The following is a 17,984-nucleotide window of genomic DNA, read 5'->3' as shown; positions in this document are numbered from 1 at the left end:
TGTATACTCTTTTAGTCTGCTTTATATGAGAAATCTGTCGCAACGTCTGGTCGCCGGAGATGCACCGGTTGCCGTAGAAATGCCCCAGGCCTCCCTGTTTGCGTTGCCCGAGAAAGTATTGCAGTTCGGTACCGGCGTGCTGTTGCGCGGCCTACCTGACTACCTCATCAACAAGGCCAACCAGAAAGGCGTGTTCAATGGCCGTATTGTAGTAGTGAAATCCACCGACGGCGGCGACATCACAGCGTTTGAGCGGCAGGATGGGTTGTATACCGTTGGTATTCGAGGGATAGAGGACGAAGAAACGATTGAGCGCAACGTGGTGTGCGCGGCCATCAGCCGAGTGCTGTCGGCCAAGAGCCAATGGGCCGAAGTGTTGGCCTTTGCCGCTGCGCCGGAGCTGCAAGTAGTCATTTCTAATACTACGGAGGTAGGCATTCAGTTTGCCCCCGACGATATCCGGCAGGACACCGCCCCCAGCTCGTTTCCGGGCAAGCTGCTGGCCGTGCTCTACACCCGCTGGCAGGCATTCGGTAACGACCCCAGCAAAGGCCTGGTGATTGTGCCCACCGAGCTGATTCCGGCAAACGGCACGCAGCTGGAGAAGATTCTGCTGGAGCTGGCCCACCGCAACCAGCTCGAAAGCGAGTTTATTGACTGGCTGGAAACCGCCAATACCTGCTGCAACTCCCTGGTAGACCGGATTGTGCCGGGCCTACCCGATGCGGACGCTCATCAGCAACTAACTGAGGAACTGGGCTACCAGGACGACCTGCTGACCATGTCGGAAGCCTACCTGCTGTGGGCTATTGAGGGCGATGCGCGAGTACGGGAAGTGCTGTCGTTTCACAGCACCGACAAGGGCATATTCATCCAGCCCGACATCAACCAGTTCCGGGAGTTGAAGCTGCGCCTGCTGAATGGCACGCACACCCTGAGCTGCGGCCTAGCCTTTCTGAGCGGTTTTGCTACCGTGCGCGCCGCTATGGAAGATAAGGCCATGGCCGGTTTCATCTCCAACCTGATGCTGGCCGACCTGCTGCCCGGCATTCCCTACCCCGTGGATGAGAAAATTGCCCAGCGCTTTGCCATGCAAGTGCTCGACCGTTTCCGCAACCCCTACATCGAGCACCGCTGGTTGGCCATCACGCTCAACTACTCGGCCAAGCTGCGCATGCGCGTGCTGGCCGACTTGCTGCACTACTACGAGCGGTTTGGCAAAGTGCCGCAGTACGTGGCGCTGGGCTTTGCGGCCTACCTGCTGTTTATGCGGGCTACCGAGCAGCATAATGGCAAGTGGCACGGCGAGCTGCACGGCGAAAGTTATTCGATTGAGGACTCGCAGGCCGGTTATTTTGCCAATCTTTGGGAAAAGCACGCCGACGAGCCAGCGGAAGTAGTCCATGAGGTACTCGCCAACGAAACCCTCTGGGAGCACGACCTCACCCAACTGCCAGGGTTTGCCAACCGCGTCACCTACTTCCTGCACCAGCTGCTGGAAGTGGGCGGCCATGCTGCCGTGAAAGCGTGCTTTATTTCAAAAGCTGCTGTGAGCTAAATAATTATGAAGCATTTAGTTGCCAAAATTCATCCGGCCGACAACGTACTGGTAGCCCTCACGGACCTACCCGCCGGCACACCCGTAACCTGGGACGGCACCACCGTTACCACCACCGAAGCCATTCCGGCCAAGCACAAGCTGGCTCTGCAACCCCTCGCCTCCGGCGACCCCGTTACCATGTATGGGGTGCTGGTGGGTAAGGCTGCCTCGGCCATTGGGGTAGGCGGCCGCCTCACCACCGCCAACCTGCACCATGCCACCGATGCCTATGCCGAAAGCGGCCAGCGCCCCGCCTGGCAGGCACCCGACGTGAGCCGCTGGCAGGACCGCACCTTCCTGGGCTACCATCGTGCCGATGGCAAGGTAGGCACCGCCAACTACTGGCTGGTGATACCCATGGTATTCTGCGAAAACCGCAACATCCAAGTGCTGGAAGACGCCCTGGTAAAGGACCTGGGCTACGCTCGCCAGAAGTCGTATCAGCCCCAGACCCAGGAGCTGATTGCGTTGATGCAGGCCGGCAAATCGGTGGAAGAAATCCTGAGCGTGGACTTGCAGGCCGCCGAAAGCAGCCGCCAGAAAGCCCGCCTGTTTCCGAATGTGGACGGTATCCGGTTCCTGACCCACGAAGGCGGCTGCGGCGGCATCCGGCAGGATGCGCAGTCGCTGTGCGGCTTGCTGGCCGGCTACATCACTCACCCCAACGTGGCCGGCGCCACCATCCTCAGCTTGGGCTGTCAGAATGCCCAGGTGACCATGTTGCAGGACGAAATCAACAAGCGCAGCCCGCAGTTCAGCAAGCCGCTCTATATGATGGAGCAGCAAAAGATGGGCACTGAAGAAAACATGATCAGCGCGGCGCTGCGCCAAACGTTTACTGGCCTGATGCTGGCCAACCAGCAGCACCGCCAGCCGGCCCCACTCAGCAAGTTGTGCATAGGGCTGGAGTGCGGCGGCTCCGATGGCTTCTCGGGCATTTCGGCCAACCCCGCGGTGGGGCACGTGTCGGATATGCTGGTGGCGCTGGGCGGCTCGGTTATTCTGGCCGAGTTTCCGGAGCTGTGCGGCGTGGAGCAGGAAATCTTGGACCGCTCGGTGAACCAGGAAACGGCGCAGCGTTTCAGCTCGCTGATGAAAGCCTACGGCGACGCGGCCGTGGCCGTGGGCTCTGGCTTCGATATGAATCCCTCGCCCGGCAACATCCGCGACGGCCTGATAACCGACGCGATGAAATCGGCCGGGGCGGCGCGCAAGGGCGGCTCCTCGCCCGTGGTAGCCGTGCTCGACTACCCCGAGCTGGTGACCCAGCCCGGCTTGAACCTGCTCTGCACTCCCGGCAACGACGTGGAGTCTACGACGGCTGAGGTAGGGTCGGGGGCCAACGTGGTGCTATTTACCACCGGCCTGGGTACGCCCACCGGCAACCCCATCGCGCCGGTTATCAAGATTGCGACCAATACACCCCTGGCCAAGCGCATGCCCGACATCATCGATGTGAACACCGGCACCGTGATTGACGGCGAGGAAACTATCGAGCAAGCCGGCGAACGAATCCTGGAGTACGTCATCCGCGTGGCAAGCGGGGAGGAGGTAGCCGCCGTCCGCCACGATCAAACTGACTTTATCCCTTGGAAACGAGGGGTTTCCTTGTAAGATAAAGGATAAAAGAACGACAAGCTCCCCTCCTCAGATGAGGAGGGGACGCGGCGAGTTTACTCGCCGCTGGGGTGGTTGAAGTCGTTGCTGACGTTGTTTAGTTGAACAGATATAATGAGTATTCCAAACATAAAAAGAACGTCATGCTGAGCCTGCCGAAGCATCTCTACCGCTTCGTCTGATAGCAACTAGATTACTCACGGTAGAGATGCTTCGACAAGCTCAGCATGACGTTCAACCCCAAAAAAACCAACCGGCTAACCACCGCTTTCCTACCCACTGCCTAACCCAGTAACTCAGCATGAAAAAGCCCTTCCTTGGTCCGGATTTTCTGTTGCAAACGGAAACCGCCCGGCAGCTCTACCACGTGCACGCCGAGCACCAACCCATCATCGATTACCACTGCCACCTGCCCCCCGACCAGATTGCCGAAGACCGGCAGTTTGAGAATCTGACGCAGATCTGGCTCTACGGCGACCATTACAAGTGGCGCGCCATGCGGGCCAACGGCGTAGACGAACGCTACATCACGGGCGACGCCTCGGACTGGGAAAAGTTTGAGAAGTGGGCCGAAACCGTGCCCTATACCGCCCGCAATCCGCTTTACCACTGGACGCACCTGGAACTGCAACGCTACTTCGACGTGCACGAGCTGCTGGACAAAGACAGTGCCCGCCGCATCTACGACGAGTGCTCCCAGAAACTGCGCACGCCCGAATACTCGGTGCGCAACCTGCTGCGCAAGATGAATGTGCGGGTAGTGTGCACCACCGACGACCCTGCCGATTCGCTGGAGCACCACCAAGCCATTCGCGACTCGGATTTTGAGGTGCAGGTGCTACCTACCTTCCGGGCTGATAAGGCGATGTCGCCGGAAGATGCGGAGGCCTACAACGCCTACCTCGATAAGCTGGGCGCGGCCGCAAGCGTTGACATTCAGGCGTTTGCCGATTTGGAAAAAGCGCTGCTCCAGCGCCACGACTTCTTTGCTGAGATGGGCGGCAAGCTCTCCGACCACGGCTTGGAGCAACTCTACGCTGCTGACTATACCGAGGAGGAAATCGACACAATTTTCAAGAAAGTACGCGGCGGTGAGACGCTGGATTCCGCTGAAGTCTTGAAATTTAAGTCCAAAATGCTGGTGCTGCTGGCCGAGATGGACTGGGAAAAAGGCTGGACCCAACAATACCACATCGGGGCGCTGCGCAACAACAACGCCCGTAAGCTGCGCCAGCTCGGCCCTGATACGGGCTGGGATTCTATTGGCGACTTCCCGCAAGGCGTGGCCCTGTCGAAGTTCTTTGACCGGCTGGATACCCAGGACAAGCTCGCCAAAACCATCATCTACAATCTGAACCCCGCCGACAATGAGCTGATTGCCACCATGATCGGCAACTTCAACGACGGCTCGGTGGCCGGTAAGATGCAGTTCGGCTCGGGCTGGTGGTTCTTGGATCAGAAAGACGGCATGGAGCGGCAGATCAACGCCCTGTCGAACATGGGCCTGCTGAGCCGCTTTGTAGGCATGCTCACCGATTCGCGCAGCTTTTTGTCCTACCCCCGCCACGAGTATTTCCGCCGGGTGCTGTGCAACCTGCTTGGCAACGACGTGGAAAACGGCGAGCTGCCCGACAACATGAACTGGCTAGGCGAAATGGTCAGCAACATCTGCTACGGCAACGCCAGCACCTACTTCGGCTTCACGCCGGTAGAGGAGAAGGTGGCCGCCGAAACGGCGTAGGGCGTGCAGTACGTCTGTCATCCTGAGCTTGCGAAGGACCTTATGCCCGCAGAATGGGTCGTTGGTAAGATGGACGTGCTGACGTGAGAAGGTCCTTCGCAAGCTCAGGATGACAGATGTTCACCAACTCAAGTTACTAGTAACCAACAACACGCATTCAATCCATCTCTTTTGAAACAAGTCGTAACTTTCGGCGAAATCATGATGCGGTTGTCGCCGCCGCTCAACCTCCGCCTCACGCAGGCCGCTAGCCTGGACGTTACCTACGGCGGGGGCGATGCCAACGTGGCCGCCGCGCTGGCCCAACTAGGCCAGCCCGCCGCTCACGCCGGCTGCTTTCCCGACAATGACCTGGGCCGCGCTGCTGCCCAGCACTTCCAGCGCCTGGGCGTAGATATGCACTCCTGCGTGTTTCGTGGGCAGCGGTTGGGGCTGTACTTCCTGGAGGTAGGGGCCTCGTTGCGCGGTAGCAAAATCGTGTACGACCGCGCCGATTCGGCCTTTGCGAACCTTGACCCCGCGTGGTTCAACTGGGATGAAATCCTGAAAGACGCCCAGTGGCTGCACTGGACGGGCATTACGCCCGCTATTTCGGCCAGCGCGGCTCAGGCTACCCGCGAGGCTATTCAGGCCGCTCGCCGCCTGGGCATCACTGTGTCGGCCGACGTGAACTACCGCCGCAACCTGTGGCAGTACGGCCAGAAAGCACAGGACGTGATGCCCGAGCTGGTAGCCGGCTGCGACGTGGTAGTGTGCACCGAAGGCGACGCCGAGGACTTGTTCGGCATCCGGCCCGAGGAAGGTAGGGAAGACCGCTTCGTGAGCATGTGCGAGCAGCTGCAACAGCGTTTCCCGCAGATCAAACAGGTAATTGCTACCCGCCGCGAAACGCAGAGCGCCTCCCACGAGCGTATCCGCGGCCTACTCTACGACCAAGGCGCCTACCACGAAACCGCACCCTATGATATTGTGCCCGTGATAGACCGTATCGGCGGCGGCGACTCGTTCATCTCGGGCTTCATCTACGGCTGGCTGCACTTCGATCAGGACCCGGCGCGGGCGCTAGGCTTTGCTACGGCGGCCTCGGCCCTCAAGCACACCATCGTTGGCGACATCAATCTGGTGACGGCCGCGGAGGTGGAGCACATTGTGCAAGGCAACGTGACGGGACGACTGCTCCGGTAAGGTTCTTACTAGTTAGGTATCAAACTGATTTGCAGGGTGATACTGAATAGCGCATAGCTACTCACCGCTCTTTCCACTTAGCGCTTAGAACCAGATAGGCGCTGTATTCGCTCTTTTCTCATTTCTACCCTACCTCCCTTATGGCTCGATTTTCACGTGCAGATGCATTAAAACAGTTACTGGCGCACCCGCTGGTTCCAGTCTTTTATCACCCCGATGTAGCGCACGCCCAGCAGATTGTGCAAGCCTGCTACAACGGCGGTATCCGTGTCTTTGAATTCACCAATCGGGGCGCGCAGGCCTTCGATGTATTTACACAGTTGCAATCGTTTGTGCAGACCAACTGCCCGGAAATGTTACTGGGCATCGGGACGATTTATGAGGGGGAGGAAGCCCAGCGCTTCATTCAGGCCGGCGCCGATTTCGTGGTGCAGCCCGTCACCACTGAGTCGGTGGCGCACGCGTGCAAACACGCCGACGTGGCCTGGCTGCCCGGTGCCATGACCTTGAACGAAATCTACCGTGCCCACCAACTGGGTGCCGATGTGGTGAAGGTGTTTCCCGGTAACACCGTGGGCCCCAGCTACATCAAGGCCGTGCGCGGCCCCCTGCCCGATGTGCCCCTGATGGTGACCGGCGGAGTAGAGCCCACCGAGGAAAGTATTGGCGAGTGGCTGGGCGCGGGCGTGCAAGCTGTGGGTATTGGCTCTCAGCTCTTTAAGGGCGATGCGGGCGCCGAGGCCCTGACCGCTAAGGTGGCCGGTCTGGTTCAATTTATTCAGCAACGCGCTCAGCAGTAGACTCATGGAGAAAAAACTCGGAACCTACCGCTGGACCGTTGTGGCGCTGCTGTTCTTCGCCACTAGCATCAACTACCTCGACCGCCAGGTAATTGGCCTGTTGAAGCCTACCCTCGAAACCCAGTTCAACTGGACGGAGAGCAGCTACAGCTACATTGTCATGGCTTTTTCGGCGGCCTATGCTATTGGGCTGCTAGCCTTTGGGCGCATCATCGACTTCATCGGCACCAAGAAAGGGTACATCATTTCTATTATTGCCTGGAGCGGAGCGGCCATTGCCCACGCCTTTGCCTCCAGCACACTGGGGTTTGGGGTAGCCCGCGCCGCGCTGGGTCTGGGTGAAGCCGGCAACTTTCCGGCCGCCATTAAAACCGTAGCCGAGTGGTTCCCGAAGAAGGAGCGCGCTCTGGCTACGGGCGTTTTCAACTCCGGCGCCAACATTGGGGCCGTAGTAGCGCCCATCATGGTGCCCTGGATTCTGGGGAGCTACGGCTGGGAAGAAGCCTTTCTGATTACTGGTGGCATTGGCTTTATATGGCTAATTTTCTGGTGGATATCCTACCAGATTCCGTCTAAGCAGCCCAAGCTGTCGGCCGAGGAATACGCCTACATCCACAGCGACAACGAGCCGGAAGCCGCCGAGGGCGACCATGGCAAAACCATTTCGTGGGGCCGGCTGCTGAGCGTACGCCAGACCTGGGCCTTCGTATTCGGCAAGATGCTCACGGACCCCATTTGGTGGTTTTTCCTGTTCTGGCTGCCATCCTACTTCGCTACTACCTTCGATCTGGACCTGAAAAAGCCTAGCCTACCCTTAGTGGTTGTGTATACTCTGACGACGGTAGGCAGCATCGGTGGCGGGTACTTTTCTTCCTACCTCATCAAGCGGGGCTGGAGCGTGTATAAGGCTCGCAAAACTGCCATGCTGGTCTTTGCCCTGCTGGTAGTGCCCATCATGCTGGCGCGCTACGCTACCAGTATCTGGCCAGCCGTGGCCCTGATTAGCCTGGCCGCCGCCGCGCACCAGGCTTGGAGCGCCAACATCTTCACCGTGGCCTCGGATATGTTCCCCAAAAAGGCTGTCAGCTCTATTGTGGGCATCGGCAGCATGGCCGGCTCGGTGGGCGGCATCCTGTTTCCGCTGCTCATCGGCTATCTGCTCGACACCTACAAAGCGGCCGGTAACATCAACGGCGGCTACAATATCATCTTCTTGATTTGCGGCTCGGCCTACCTGCTGGCCTGGGTGGTGATGCACCTGTTTGTGCCGCGCATGGAGCCGGTGAACCTGGGTGAGCCAACTATATCAAAAGCTGTAACCACATAACCATGAAAATAATAACGATTTTTTTGCTCCTCCTGCTGGGTGGGGTAGGGGTGGCCTTTGCCCAAACCCCCACTGCCAAAGACAAAGCCGCCGCGCAGGAGGTAGAGCGCCTGGAGCGCCAACGCTTTGATGTCCAGGTGAAAAAGGACTACGCCTTTCTGGAAAAAGTCTTCGCCGACGACCTCATCTACACCCACGCTAGCGGCAAGCAAAACGGCAAATCGGACTACATCCAGAGCATCCGCGACGGCAAAAGTCAGTACGAGAAAATCGACGTGGAAGCCCTGAACGTGCGCGCCTACAACAATGGGCAAGCGGCCGTGGTGAACGGTACCATCACCATTACCTTACCCCCCACGGCCAAGGCCAACCCCAATCTGGCCCACCTTAAGTACGTGGTGGTACAGATCAAAGATCCCAAGAAAGGCTGGCAAGTGGTCCTGTGGCAGTCGCAGAAGCAGCCTAAGTAACCGCTGCCGCTAGTCAACATTTCTAATCTACTTATCATGAGTCATCGTCCGCTAGAAGATACCATCGCCCAGCCCGTGGGCACCACTCTGGAGCGCTACATCATGCGTACCCAGAGCGAGTTTCCGTACGCCACCGGGGAGCTGTCGCAGTTGCTGCGCGATATTGCTCTGGCCGGGAAAATCGTGAGCCGGGAGATTAATCGGGCGGGGCTGGCGGAAGTAGCGGGTGCCTTTGGGCAGCAGAACGTGCAGGGCGAGCAGCAGCAAAAGCTAGACGTGGTAGCGAATATTCGCTTCATTCGAGCGCTTACCAACGGCGGTCAAGCCTGCGCGGTGCTTTCCGAAGAGGAAGACGGGATTGTGCATACCGGCAACGTGCAGGGCAAGTACGTGGTAGCCATCGACCCGCTGGATGGCTCGTCTAACATTGATGTGAACGTGAGCATCGGCACTATTTTCAGCATCTACCGCCGCGTGTCGCCCTACGGTGCGCCGGCCACAGAGGCCGATTTCTTGCAGGGCGGGCGCCGACAGGTGGCGGCAGGCTATATCTTGTACGGTTCCAGCACCATGCTGGTGTACACCACCGGACACGGCGTGGCGGGCTTCACCTACGAAAGCTCTTTGGGTGAGTTTTTCCTCTCGCATCCGCGCATGCTCATTCCGGAAACCGGGAGTATCTTCTCCTGCAACGAGGGCAACTGGCACGACTACCCTGAGTACGTGCGCGACTACCTCTCGCGCTGCAAGGAGCGCCGGTGCAGTGGCCGCTACGTGGGCTCCTTGGTGGCCGACTATCACCGCAACCTGCTGGTAGGGGGCATCTACCTCTACCCGCCCACCCAGAAAAACCCCGATGGCAAGCTGCGCCTGCTCTACGAGTCGTTTCCGCTGGCTTTCGTGATTGAGCAAGCGGGGGGTAGGGCAGAAGCTGGCCCCGGCCTGGGCCGGGTGATGGACCTGATGCCCACGCACTTTCATCAGCGCACGCCTCTTTTCACCGGGTCCTACTCGCTGGTAGATGAGCTGCTCGGCATGGAAACCACCTAGTTTTTTCGCCTTCTTTCGCACACTAAATTCCCAGATAATGACGTATCAATTCCCCTTTCTACTCTCCGTAGCTGCTGTGCTGGCCGGAGCGGCGCCCGCCACCGGGCAGGTCCGCCCTACCTTCACCGTGAAGTCTACTCAGTTCTCGGCCGATACAGTGAGCCTGCTCAACTACGGCGGCAAGGCAGATGGCCAGATGCTGAACACCAAGGCATTTCAGCAGGCTATAGCCGCCGCCAGCCAGAAGAAAGGGGTAGTGTTGGTACCGGCCGGCCTGTGGCTAACGGGACCTATCGAGTTGAAAGACAACGTGAACCTGCACTTAGCCAAAGGTGCGCTGGTGCAGTTCACGACTGATAAGAGCCAGTACCCACTCATCAAAACCAACTGGGAAGGGGTAGACGCCGTGCGCAACCAGTCGCCCATTTCGGGCATGGACCTCACCAACGTGGCCATCACCGGCCCGGGCGTGTTCGACGGCAACGGCGACGCGTGGCGCCCCGTGAAAAAAGACAAGCTGACGGCCGGACAGTGGAAAAAGCTGGTGGCCTCGGGTGGCGCCCTGAATGAGAAAAAGGACTACTGGTACCCCTCGGAACAGGCCCTGAAAGCCTCTACCATGCCGGAGCCGGGCGTCATCAAGCCGGGCAAAACGACAACGGCCGATTTTGCGGATATTAAAGACTTTCTGCGGCCCAATATGCTCAGCCTGCAACGCTGCAAACAGGTGTTGCTGGAAGATTTCACCATCCAAAACTCGCCGGCCTGGACCATCCACCCGCTCTTGTGCGAGGACGTGACCATCCGCCGCGTGACGGCCAAAAATCCCTGGTACGGCCAGAATACGGATGCCCTGGACCTGGAATCCTGCCGGAATGGGCTGGTAGAGGACTGCACTTTCGACGTGGGCGACGATGGTATCTGCATCAAATCGGGCAAAAACGAGCAGGGCCGCAAGCGCGGCGTGCCCACCGAGAACTTCGTGTTTCGCAATTGCAAAGTCTACCACGCCCACGGCGGCTTCGTGATTGGCTCGGAGATGTCGGGCGGGGCGCGCAACTTGTTTGTCTACAACTGCTCCTTCATCGGCACCGATGTAGGCCTGCGCTTCAAGACCACGCGGGGTAGGGGCGGCGTAGTGGAGAAAATCTACGTCGACGGCGTGGCCATGACTGACATTGCCGGGCAGGCCATCCTGTTTGATATGTACTACGCGGCCAAGGACCCGGTGCCCGCCAACGGCGAAGCCGAAGCCCTACCTGAAATCAAGGCTGAACCGCTGAACGAGGGCACCCCGCAGTTCCGCGACTTCACCATCAACAACGTGGTGTGCAAGGGCGCCGAAACCGGTATTCTGATTCGGGGCCTACCCGAAATGAGCATCAAGAACATCCTGATTCAGAACACGGTGCTGGAAAGCGAAAAAGGCATGGTGTGCCAGGAGGCCGAAGGCGTTACGCTGAAAAACGTGGCTTTGCTGAGCAAGGATACCAAGCCCGTAATGGAAATCCAGAATAGCCGCAACGTGTTGGTAGACAACTTGCAATACGCCAACAGCGCCGACCTGCTGGTGCGCCTCAGCGGCGACCGGACCAAGGGCGTACGCCTCACCAACACCGATACCAAAGCTGCCAAGAAAGACGTGGAGCTGGGCCAAAAAGTGTCGAAGAAAGTCATCACGGTATCAAAACGATAGTCGTCAGAACGAAACTCCCTTCCTCAGCCGAGGAGGGGATGTTGCGACTGTAGTCGCAACTAGGGTGGTGGGCGTCGTTGCTGACGTTGTTTGCTTGTCATTCCGAACGGAGTGAGGAATCTGAGTAAGCACGTTATAGCTTCTCACTCAGATTCCTCACTCCGTTCGGAATGACAACCGCCCGGCCTCGCTGCTGCTAAAATTTACTTTTCCTGATATGTCTTTTCTCCGCCTTCTTCTTTCTGGCTTGCTACTGACCTCGGTCGCAAGCGTTGCCCAAACGCCTGCCTCCGCGCCGCCCATGTCGCAGCGTATGGCCGATGCGTTCATCTCCTGGTATCCCGATTCTATTGTGATTGGCAACCGCAAAACGGCCCGCTGGGACTACGAGCAGGGCCTGATGCTGAAGGCATTAGAACGCGTCTGGCAGCGCTCCGGCGACGGCAAGTACTTCACCTACATTCAGAAAGACCTCGACCAGTTTGTGCAGCCCGACGGCAGCATCCGCACCTACAAACCCACCGACTACAACCTCGACAACCTAGCTACCGGCCATGCCCTGCTGCTGCTGAGCCAGGTTTCCCTACCCAAGAAAACCGATAAATACCAGAAGGCCGCTCAGCTGCTGCACCAGCAAATTGAAGGGCAGCCGCGCACCAAAGCGGGCGGATTCTGGCATAAAAAGGTGTATCCCAATCAGATGTGGCTCGATGGCCTGTATATGGCCGAGCCGTTCTACGCCGAGTACAGCCAGGTGTTCAACCAGCCCGAGGGTTTTGACGACGTAGCCAAACAGTTTGCGCTGATTGAAAAGAATCTGGTAGACCCCAAAACTGGCCTGCTCTACCACGGCTACGACGAAAGCCGGGAGCAAAAGTGGGCTAACAAGCAGACCGGACAGTCGCCCAATTTCTGGGACCGGGGCATGGGCTGGTACGCCATGGCGCTGGTCGATGTGCTCGATTACTTCCCCAAAGACCACCCGCAACGCGCTCAGCTTATCAAGGACGTGCAGCGACTAGCGCCGGTGCTGGCGAGGTATCAGGATGCCAAAACCGGTACCTGGTCGCTGGTGGTAGACCAGGCCAGCCGTAAGGGCAACTATGCCGAGGCCTCGGGTAGCAGCATGTTTGTGTACGCGCTGGCTAAGGGCGTGCGCATGGGCTACCTCGATAAGAAATACCTGCAAACCGCCCAAAAAGGCTACGACGGCCTGCTGAAAACCTTCGTTTCGACGGAAAACAACGCGCTGGCGTTCAATGGCACCGTGAGCGTAGGCGGCCTCGGCGGTAACCCTTACCGCGACGGTAGCTACGAGTACTACCTCTCCGAACCCCTGCGCAAAAACGACCTGAAGGGGGTAGGGCCGTTCATTCTGGCGAGCGTGGAAATGGAAATTGCCCGCGAAAACAGCGTGGGCCAGGGCAAAACTGTGGGGCTGGACTACTACTACAACCATGAACTGCGCCAGAACCCGCTGACAGGGCAACAGGAACAGTGGCACTACACCTGGGAAGACCGCACGCACGGCGGCTTCTGGCTGTGGGGCAATCAGTTCCGGGAGCTGGGTGCCCGCACCGTATCGGTACCCACGGCGCCTACCCCCGCTGCCCTCAAAGGTGTAGACGTCTACATCATCGTTGACCCCGATACCAAGAAGGAAACGCCCCAGCCTAACTTCGTGCAACCTGCTGATAGCAAGATCATAACGAACTGGGTGAAAGCCGGCGGCACGCTCGTGCTGATGGCCAACGACACGTCGAACTGTGAGATTCCGCACTTCAACGAACTGGCGAAAAACTTCGGCATCCAGTTCCTACCCCAAAATGTCAACATGGTGAAGGGCAGCCAGTTTGAGCAGGGCCGCGTGGATATACCGGCCGGCAATGCTATCTTCAAAAATGCCCGCGCGGCTTACATCAAAGAGTTAGCGCCGCTGGGATTGTCGGGGCCAGCCAAGGCCAGCGTAACGCAGGGCCGTAACGTTATCATCGCTACGGCCAAGGTAGGGAAGGGTACCGTCTTCGCCGTGGGCGACCCATGGCTGTACAACGAGTACGTGGATGGTCGCAAGATTCAGGCCGTGTATCAGAATTTCGACGCTGGTAAAAACCTGGCAGAATGGCTGCTGCGGCAGAAGTAGTTGATTTTGTCCTACGCGTTGAACTTCATGCTGAGCCTGTTGAAGCATCTCGCGTGCTGATGTTGATTTATTAATTAGACGCCAGCACGCGAGATGCTTCAACAGGCTCAGCATGAAGTTCTTACTATATAATAAGTGCAACTTGTTGATGCGCAACCTATTCTTTCTACTCCTTTTCCTACCCTCGCTCTCCTTGGCGCAAACCAGTATCCTCTCCAAGGTATGGGTGCCCGACCTAGGTAATGGTACCTACAAAAACCCGGTGCTCTACGCCGACTACTCCGACCCCGACGCTATCCGGGTAGGGGAGGACTATTACCTCGTATCGTCGAGCTTCAACAGCGTGCCTGGCTTGCAGATTTTGCATTCCAAAGATCTGGTAAATTGGACGTTGGTCAGCGCGGTGTTCGGTGAGCAACAGCCCGCTGAGCGTTTCCAGAAGCCCCAACACGGCGGGGGGGTGTGGGCACCGGCCATTCGCTACCACAAAGGCCTCTACTACATCTACTACCCCGACCCCGACCTGGGTATCTTCGTGACCCGCGCCCAGCACCCGGCCGGCCCCTGGGAGCCGCCTATTCTGGTGAAAGAAGCCAAAGGCTGGATTGACCCTTGCCCCCTTTGGGACGACAACGGCCGCGCCTACCTCGTGCACGCCTTCGCCGGCTCGCGGGCAGGCTTTAAGAGTGTGCTGGCTGTAAGCGAGATGTCGGCCGACGGCCTGCAACTACTTGGTGATGAGGTATTGGTGTTCGACGGCCACACCAAACATCCTACCCTAGAAGGCCCCAAGTTCTACAAGCGCAACGGCTACTACTACATTTTTGCGCCGGGTGGGGGCGTCACGCCGGGTTGGCAATTGGTGATGCGCTCTAAAAATGTGTTTGGTCCGTACGAAGACCGCATTGTGCTGGCCCAGGGCAACACGACCATCAACGGCCCGCACCAGGGCGCTTGGGTCGATACCAACACCGGCCAGGACTGGTTTCTGCACTTTCAGGACCAGGGCGCCTACGGCCGGGTGGTGCACTTGCAGCCCATGCGCTGGCAAAACGACTGGCCCATCATCGGCGACGACCCCGATGGCGACGGCACCGGCCAGCCCGTTTTGACGCACAAAAAGCCAACTATCAAGGGCAAAGCGCAGCCGCTAGCTACGCCTGCTACCTCCGATGAGTTCGACGCACCCGAGCTGGGCTTGCAGTGGCAGTGGCACGCCAACCCGCAGGATGGTTGGGCTTTCCCGATGCCCGCACAAAGCCAGCTGCGCCTCTATACGGTGCCGGTGCCGGCCGATTTCAAGAACTTCTGGCAGGTGCCGAATCTGCTGCTGCAAAAGCTACCCGCCGAAACCTTTACTACGACCACCAAAGTCACCTTCACGCCGCGCTTGGAAGGGGAGAAGGTAGGGCTGGTGATGATGGGACTGGACTACGCCTACCTGTCGCTGACCAACGAAAATGGCCAGCTCCGCGTCGGTCAGACCGTTTGCCGCAATGCCGATAAGCTAACGCCCGAAACCACGGCGACGCCCGTGGCTACGCTGCCCACTGGTCAGCCCGTGTACCTACGCGTAGCTGTACGCTCTGGCGCTAAGTGCCAGTTCAGCTACAGCACCGATGGCACCACGTTTCAGCCGGTAGGCACTGAGTTTCAGGCGCGGGAAGGCCGCTGGATTGGAGCCAAAATGGGCCTGTTTGCCCTCCGCCCCGGCCAGACCAACGACGCCGGTAGCCTAGATGTGGATTGGTTTCGGATAGAGTAGGGAAAGGCGTTGGGCTGAACGATACATCCAAGCCTACCTTAGTAAATGCAGTATGAACTAGCCGAAACGTAAAAAAGCCCCTGCATCATCAGATGCAGGGGCTTTTTCTAGAAGAGCGGTCCGGACGGGACTCGAACCCGCGACCTCCGCCGTGACAGGGCGGCATTCTAACCAACTGAACTACCGAACCTTCTAACTTTAACGGAGCAACTCGCTGTTTCTCTGGGCTCACAAGAGCGGTCCGGACGGGACTCGAACCCGCGACCTCCGCCGTGACAGGGCGGCATTCTAACCAACTGAACTACCGAACCAGAATACTTTGTGTGCTGAAAAACCGTCTGTCTTTCCGTTAAAGTGATGCAAAGGTAGGGGGATGACGGACATTGTCAAACCCCGACGCGCATTTTGCGCAAAAAAAGTGCCTTCGCCGGCGTTTATCGCTGTTTGTCAGGCAGATTATTTTTTGCTTCATGTTTCCCAAAGTTGATTTAGGGTCGATGCATAGGTTTCGCTTACCTTTGTCTTCTATTCTTTTTCCGCAACCCGCGCATTCTTTCCTCTGCAATGCTCCTCGATTTCGAACAACCCATTGCTGCCCTCGAAGGCAAGCTCCGCGAAATGCAACAACTGGCCGACGACAGCCAGGTAGATGTATCGGAGGCGGTAGCCGCCCTGGAAGCTAAAATAAAGGCCCTCAAAAAGGAAACCTACGCCAACCTCACCCGCTGGCAGCGCGTGCAGCTCTCGCGCCACCCCGACCGCCCTTATACCCTAGAGTATATTGAGGGCATGACCGACAAATTCATTGAGCTACACGGCGACCGGACCGTGGCCGACGACAAGGCCATGGTAGGCGGTTTTGCTGAGCTGGGTGGTCGCTCCGTGATGTTTATCGGACAACAGAAGGGGCATAATACCAAGCAGCGTCAGTTCCGCAACTTCGGCATGCCCAACCCCGAGGGCTACCGTAAGGCGCTGCGCCTGATGAAGCTGGCTGAGAAGTTCAACAAGCCCATTATCACCCTCATCGACACGCCCGGCGCTTTCCCTGGCCTGGAAGCTGAGGAGCGGGGCCAAGGTGAGGCCATTGCCCGCAACCTCAAGGAAATGTTCCTGCTGAAGGTGCCCGTTATCTGCGTCATCATCGGCGAAGGTGCCTCGGGCGGAGCCTTGGGTATTGCCATCGGCGATAGGGTGATGATGCTGGAAAACACCTGGTATTCAGTGATTTCGCCCGAGTCGTGCTCTAGCATCTTGTGGCGCTCCTGGAACTACAAGGAGCAGGCAGCCGAGGCCCTCAAACTCACGGCCACCGACATGCTGGGAAACAAGCTCATCGATGGCATCATTAAAGAGCCCCTGGGCGGCGCCCACATCGCCCCCGATAAGATGATTGCTACCCTCAAGAAAACCTTACTCAAAACCCTCGACGAGCTGGAAGCTATTCCGCACGAGGAGCGAATCAGCCAGCGGATCGACAAGTTCTCGGCGATGGGCGTGGTAGTGGAGTAGGATCCAAGTACATAGCGTATAACAGAAGTGTCATCCTGAGCAGCGCGAAGGACCTTCTTACGCAAGAACGACAGGCGTAACAACGACTCGTTCTAACGTGAGAAGGTCTTTCGCACTGCTCAGGATGACATTTTTTTAGTTATTTACGCCTACCCACTCAACCTCCTACCCATGACCTTACACACGATTGATACCGGCTTTTTCAAACTCGACGGCGGCGCCATGTTTGGCGTGGTGCCGCGCACGATGTGGGAAAAGCTGAACCCACCAGATGCCAACAACCTCTGCACCTGGGCCATGCGTTGCTTATTGGTAGAAGACGGCAACCGCCTGATTTTGGTGGATACGGGCATGGGCAACAAGCAGGACGCCAAATTCCGGAGCCACTTTCACCCGCACGGCGACGCGACGTTGGAAAGCTCCCTGCGCGAGAAAGGCTTCACCGCGGCTGATATCACCGACGTTTTTCTGACGCATCTGCACTTCGACCACTGCGGCGGCGCTGTAGTGCGCACCCCCGACGACAAGCTGGTGCTGGCCTGCCCCAATGCTACCTATTGGAGCAACGAGGCTCACTGGGATTGGGCCGTGACACCCAACGCCCGCGAAAAGGCCAGCTTTCTTAAGGAAAATATTTTGCCCATCCAGGAAAGTGGCCACCTGCAATTCGTGGACCCTACCCAAGGCGTACCCGGTGCACTGCCGGCCTTCCGGGAAATCATTTTTGCCGATGGGCATACCGAGAAAATGATGGTGCCCGTGCTGGAATATAAGGGCCGCACCGTGGCCTACATGGCTGATCTATTGCCCAGCGTGGCCCACATTCCGCTGCCCTACGTGATGAGCTACGACATGCGCCCCCTAGTCACGCTCAGCGAAAAAGAACAGATATTGCGCCATGCCGCCGAGGAAAACTGGGTGCTGCTGCTAGAGCATGACCCTACGGTGGAAGCCTGCACCGTGCAGCTAACGGAAAAAGGCGTGCGCGTGGCCGACACGTTCCGGCTGGATGAGTTGTAGGCCGGTAGGGTAGGGACTGCACGATGAAATGAGTGAGAATAAGTTAACGCTTGCCCAT

13 protein-coding genes and 2 tRNA genes are annotated in these 17,984 nt (G+C 58.2%); 13 read left to right on the top strand and 2 right to left on the bottom strand.

Annotated elements, in window-relative coordinates; genetic code table 11:
• Positions 1 to 25 precede the first annotated feature (25 nt).
• The 11 genes from F1C16_RS08355 (at position 26) to F1C16_RS08305 (ending at position 15,394) form a co-directional block, all read left to right on the top strand.
• Entirely contained in the window at positions 26 to 1,558 is a 1,533-nt protein-coding gene (locus F1C16_RS08355) for a tagaturonate reductase (protein ID WP_185283869.1), read from the top strand.
• A 6-nt stretch (positions 1,559 to 1,564) separates the two neighbouring features.
• Positions 1,565 to 3,214, top strand: coding sequence for a UxaA family hydrolase (locus tag F1C16_RS08350; protein ID WP_185283868.1), 1,650 nt, complete (start codon positions 1,565 to 1,567; stop codon positions 3,212 to 3,214).
• A gap of 304 nt (positions 3,215 to 3,518) precedes the next feature.
• Positions 3,519 to 4,958 (top strand): glucuronate isomerase, encoded by a 1,440-nt coding sequence (gene uxaC, locus F1C16_RS08345; protein ID WP_185283867.1) that lies wholly within the window; start codon positions 3,519 to 3,521, stop codon positions 4,956 to 4,958.
• 171 nt (positions 4,959 to 5,129) lie between these two features.
• On the top strand, positions 5,130 to 6,143 hold the full coding sequence (locus F1C16_RS08340; protein WP_219733465.1) for a sugar kinase: 1,014 nt from the start codon (positions 5,130 to 5,132) through the stop codon (positions 6,141 to 6,143).
• 140 nt (positions 6,144 to 6,283) lie between these two features.
• Positions 6,284 to 6,943 carry a bifunctional 4-hydroxy-2-oxoglutarate aldolase/2-dehydro-3-deoxy-phosphogluconate aldolase gene (locus F1C16_RS08335; protein WP_185283866.1) on the top strand — a complete coding sequence of 220 codons (660 nt, stop codon included), beginning with the start codon at positions 6,284 to 6,286 and terminating at the stop codon, positions 6,941 to 6,943.
• A 4-nt stretch (positions 6,944 to 6,947) separates the two neighbouring features.
• Positions 6,948 to 8,270 (top strand): MFS transporter, encoded by a 1,323-nt coding sequence (locus F1C16_RS08330; protein WP_185283865.1) that lies wholly within the window; start codon positions 6,948 to 6,950, stop codon positions 8,268 to 8,270.
• Between the two features lie 2 nt (positions 8,271 to 8,272).
• A complete protein-coding gene (locus F1C16_RS08325; RefSeq protein ID WP_185283864.1) occupies positions 8,273 to 8,740 on the top strand; it encodes a nuclear transport factor 2 family protein in 468 nt (155 codons plus the stop codon).
• 36 nt (positions 8,741 to 8,776) lie between these two features.
• The gene (fbp, locus tag F1C16_RS08320) at positions 8,777 to 9,790 is read left to right on the top strand and encodes a class 1 fructose-bisphosphatase (protein ID WP_185283863.1); all 1,014 of its coding nucleotides are present in this window, start codon (positions 8,777 to 8,779) and stop codon (positions 9,788 to 9,790) included.
• 37 nt (positions 9,791 to 9,827) lie between these two features.
• Positions 9,828 to 11,486 (top strand): glycoside hydrolase family 28 protein, encoded by a 1,659-nt coding sequence (locus tag F1C16_RS08315; protein ID WP_185283862.1) that lies wholly within the window; start codon positions 9,828 to 9,830, stop codon positions 11,484 to 11,486.
• 217 nt (positions 11,487 to 11,703) lie between these two features.
• Complete coding sequence (locus F1C16_RS08310) at positions 11,704 to 13,629, top strand: glycoside hydrolase family 88 protein (protein ID WP_185283861.1); 1,926 nt, start codon at positions 11,704 to 11,706, stop codon at positions 13,627 to 13,629.
• Positions 13,630 to 13,741: 112 nt separating this feature from the next.
• The gene (locus F1C16_RS08305; protein WP_258049074.1) at positions 13,742 to 15,394 is read left to right on the top strand and encodes a glycoside hydrolase 43 family protein; all 1,653 of its coding nucleotides are present in this window, start codon (positions 13,742 to 13,744) and stop codon (positions 15,392 to 15,394) included.
• Between the two features lie 116 nt (positions 15,395 to 15,510).
• On the opposite strand, the gene F1C16_RS08300 is transcribed toward F1C16_RS08305, so the two are convergent.
• Both F1C16_RS08300 and F1C16_RS08295 read right to left on the bottom strand, forming a co-directional pair.
• Positions 15,511 to 15,584 (bottom strand) — tRNA-Asp (locus tag F1C16_RS08300).
• 47 nt (positions 15,585 to 15,631) lie between these two features.
• Positions 15,632 to 15,705, bottom strand: a tRNA-Asp gene (locus F1C16_RS08295).
• A 253-nt stretch (positions 15,706 to 15,958) separates the two neighbouring features.
• On the opposite strand from F1C16_RS08295, the gene F1C16_RS08290 reads away from it, so the two are divergent.
• Both F1C16_RS08290 and F1C16_RS08285 read left to right on the top strand, forming a co-directional pair.
• Complete coding sequence (locus F1C16_RS08290) at positions 15,959 to 16,906, top strand: acetyl-CoA carboxylase carboxyltransferase subunit alpha (protein ID WP_185283860.1); 948 nt, start codon at positions 15,959 to 15,961, stop codon at positions 16,904 to 16,906.
• 171 nt (positions 16,907 to 17,077) lie between these two features.
• A complete protein-coding gene (locus tag F1C16_RS08285; RefSeq protein WP_185283859.1) occupies positions 17,078 to 17,926 on the top strand; it encodes an MBL fold metallo-hydrolase in 849 nt (282 codons plus the stop codon).
• Positions 17,927 to 17,984: the final 58 nt, after the last annotated feature.

The organism is Hymenobacter sp. NBH84 (assembly GCF_014217645.1).
Lineage (GTDB): Bacteria > Bacteroidota > Bacteroidia > Cytophagales > Hymenobacteraceae > Hymenobacter > Hymenobacter profundi.
Note: the sequence above shows the minus strand (reverse complement) of the source record. Positions and strands in the feature narration are given on the sequence as shown.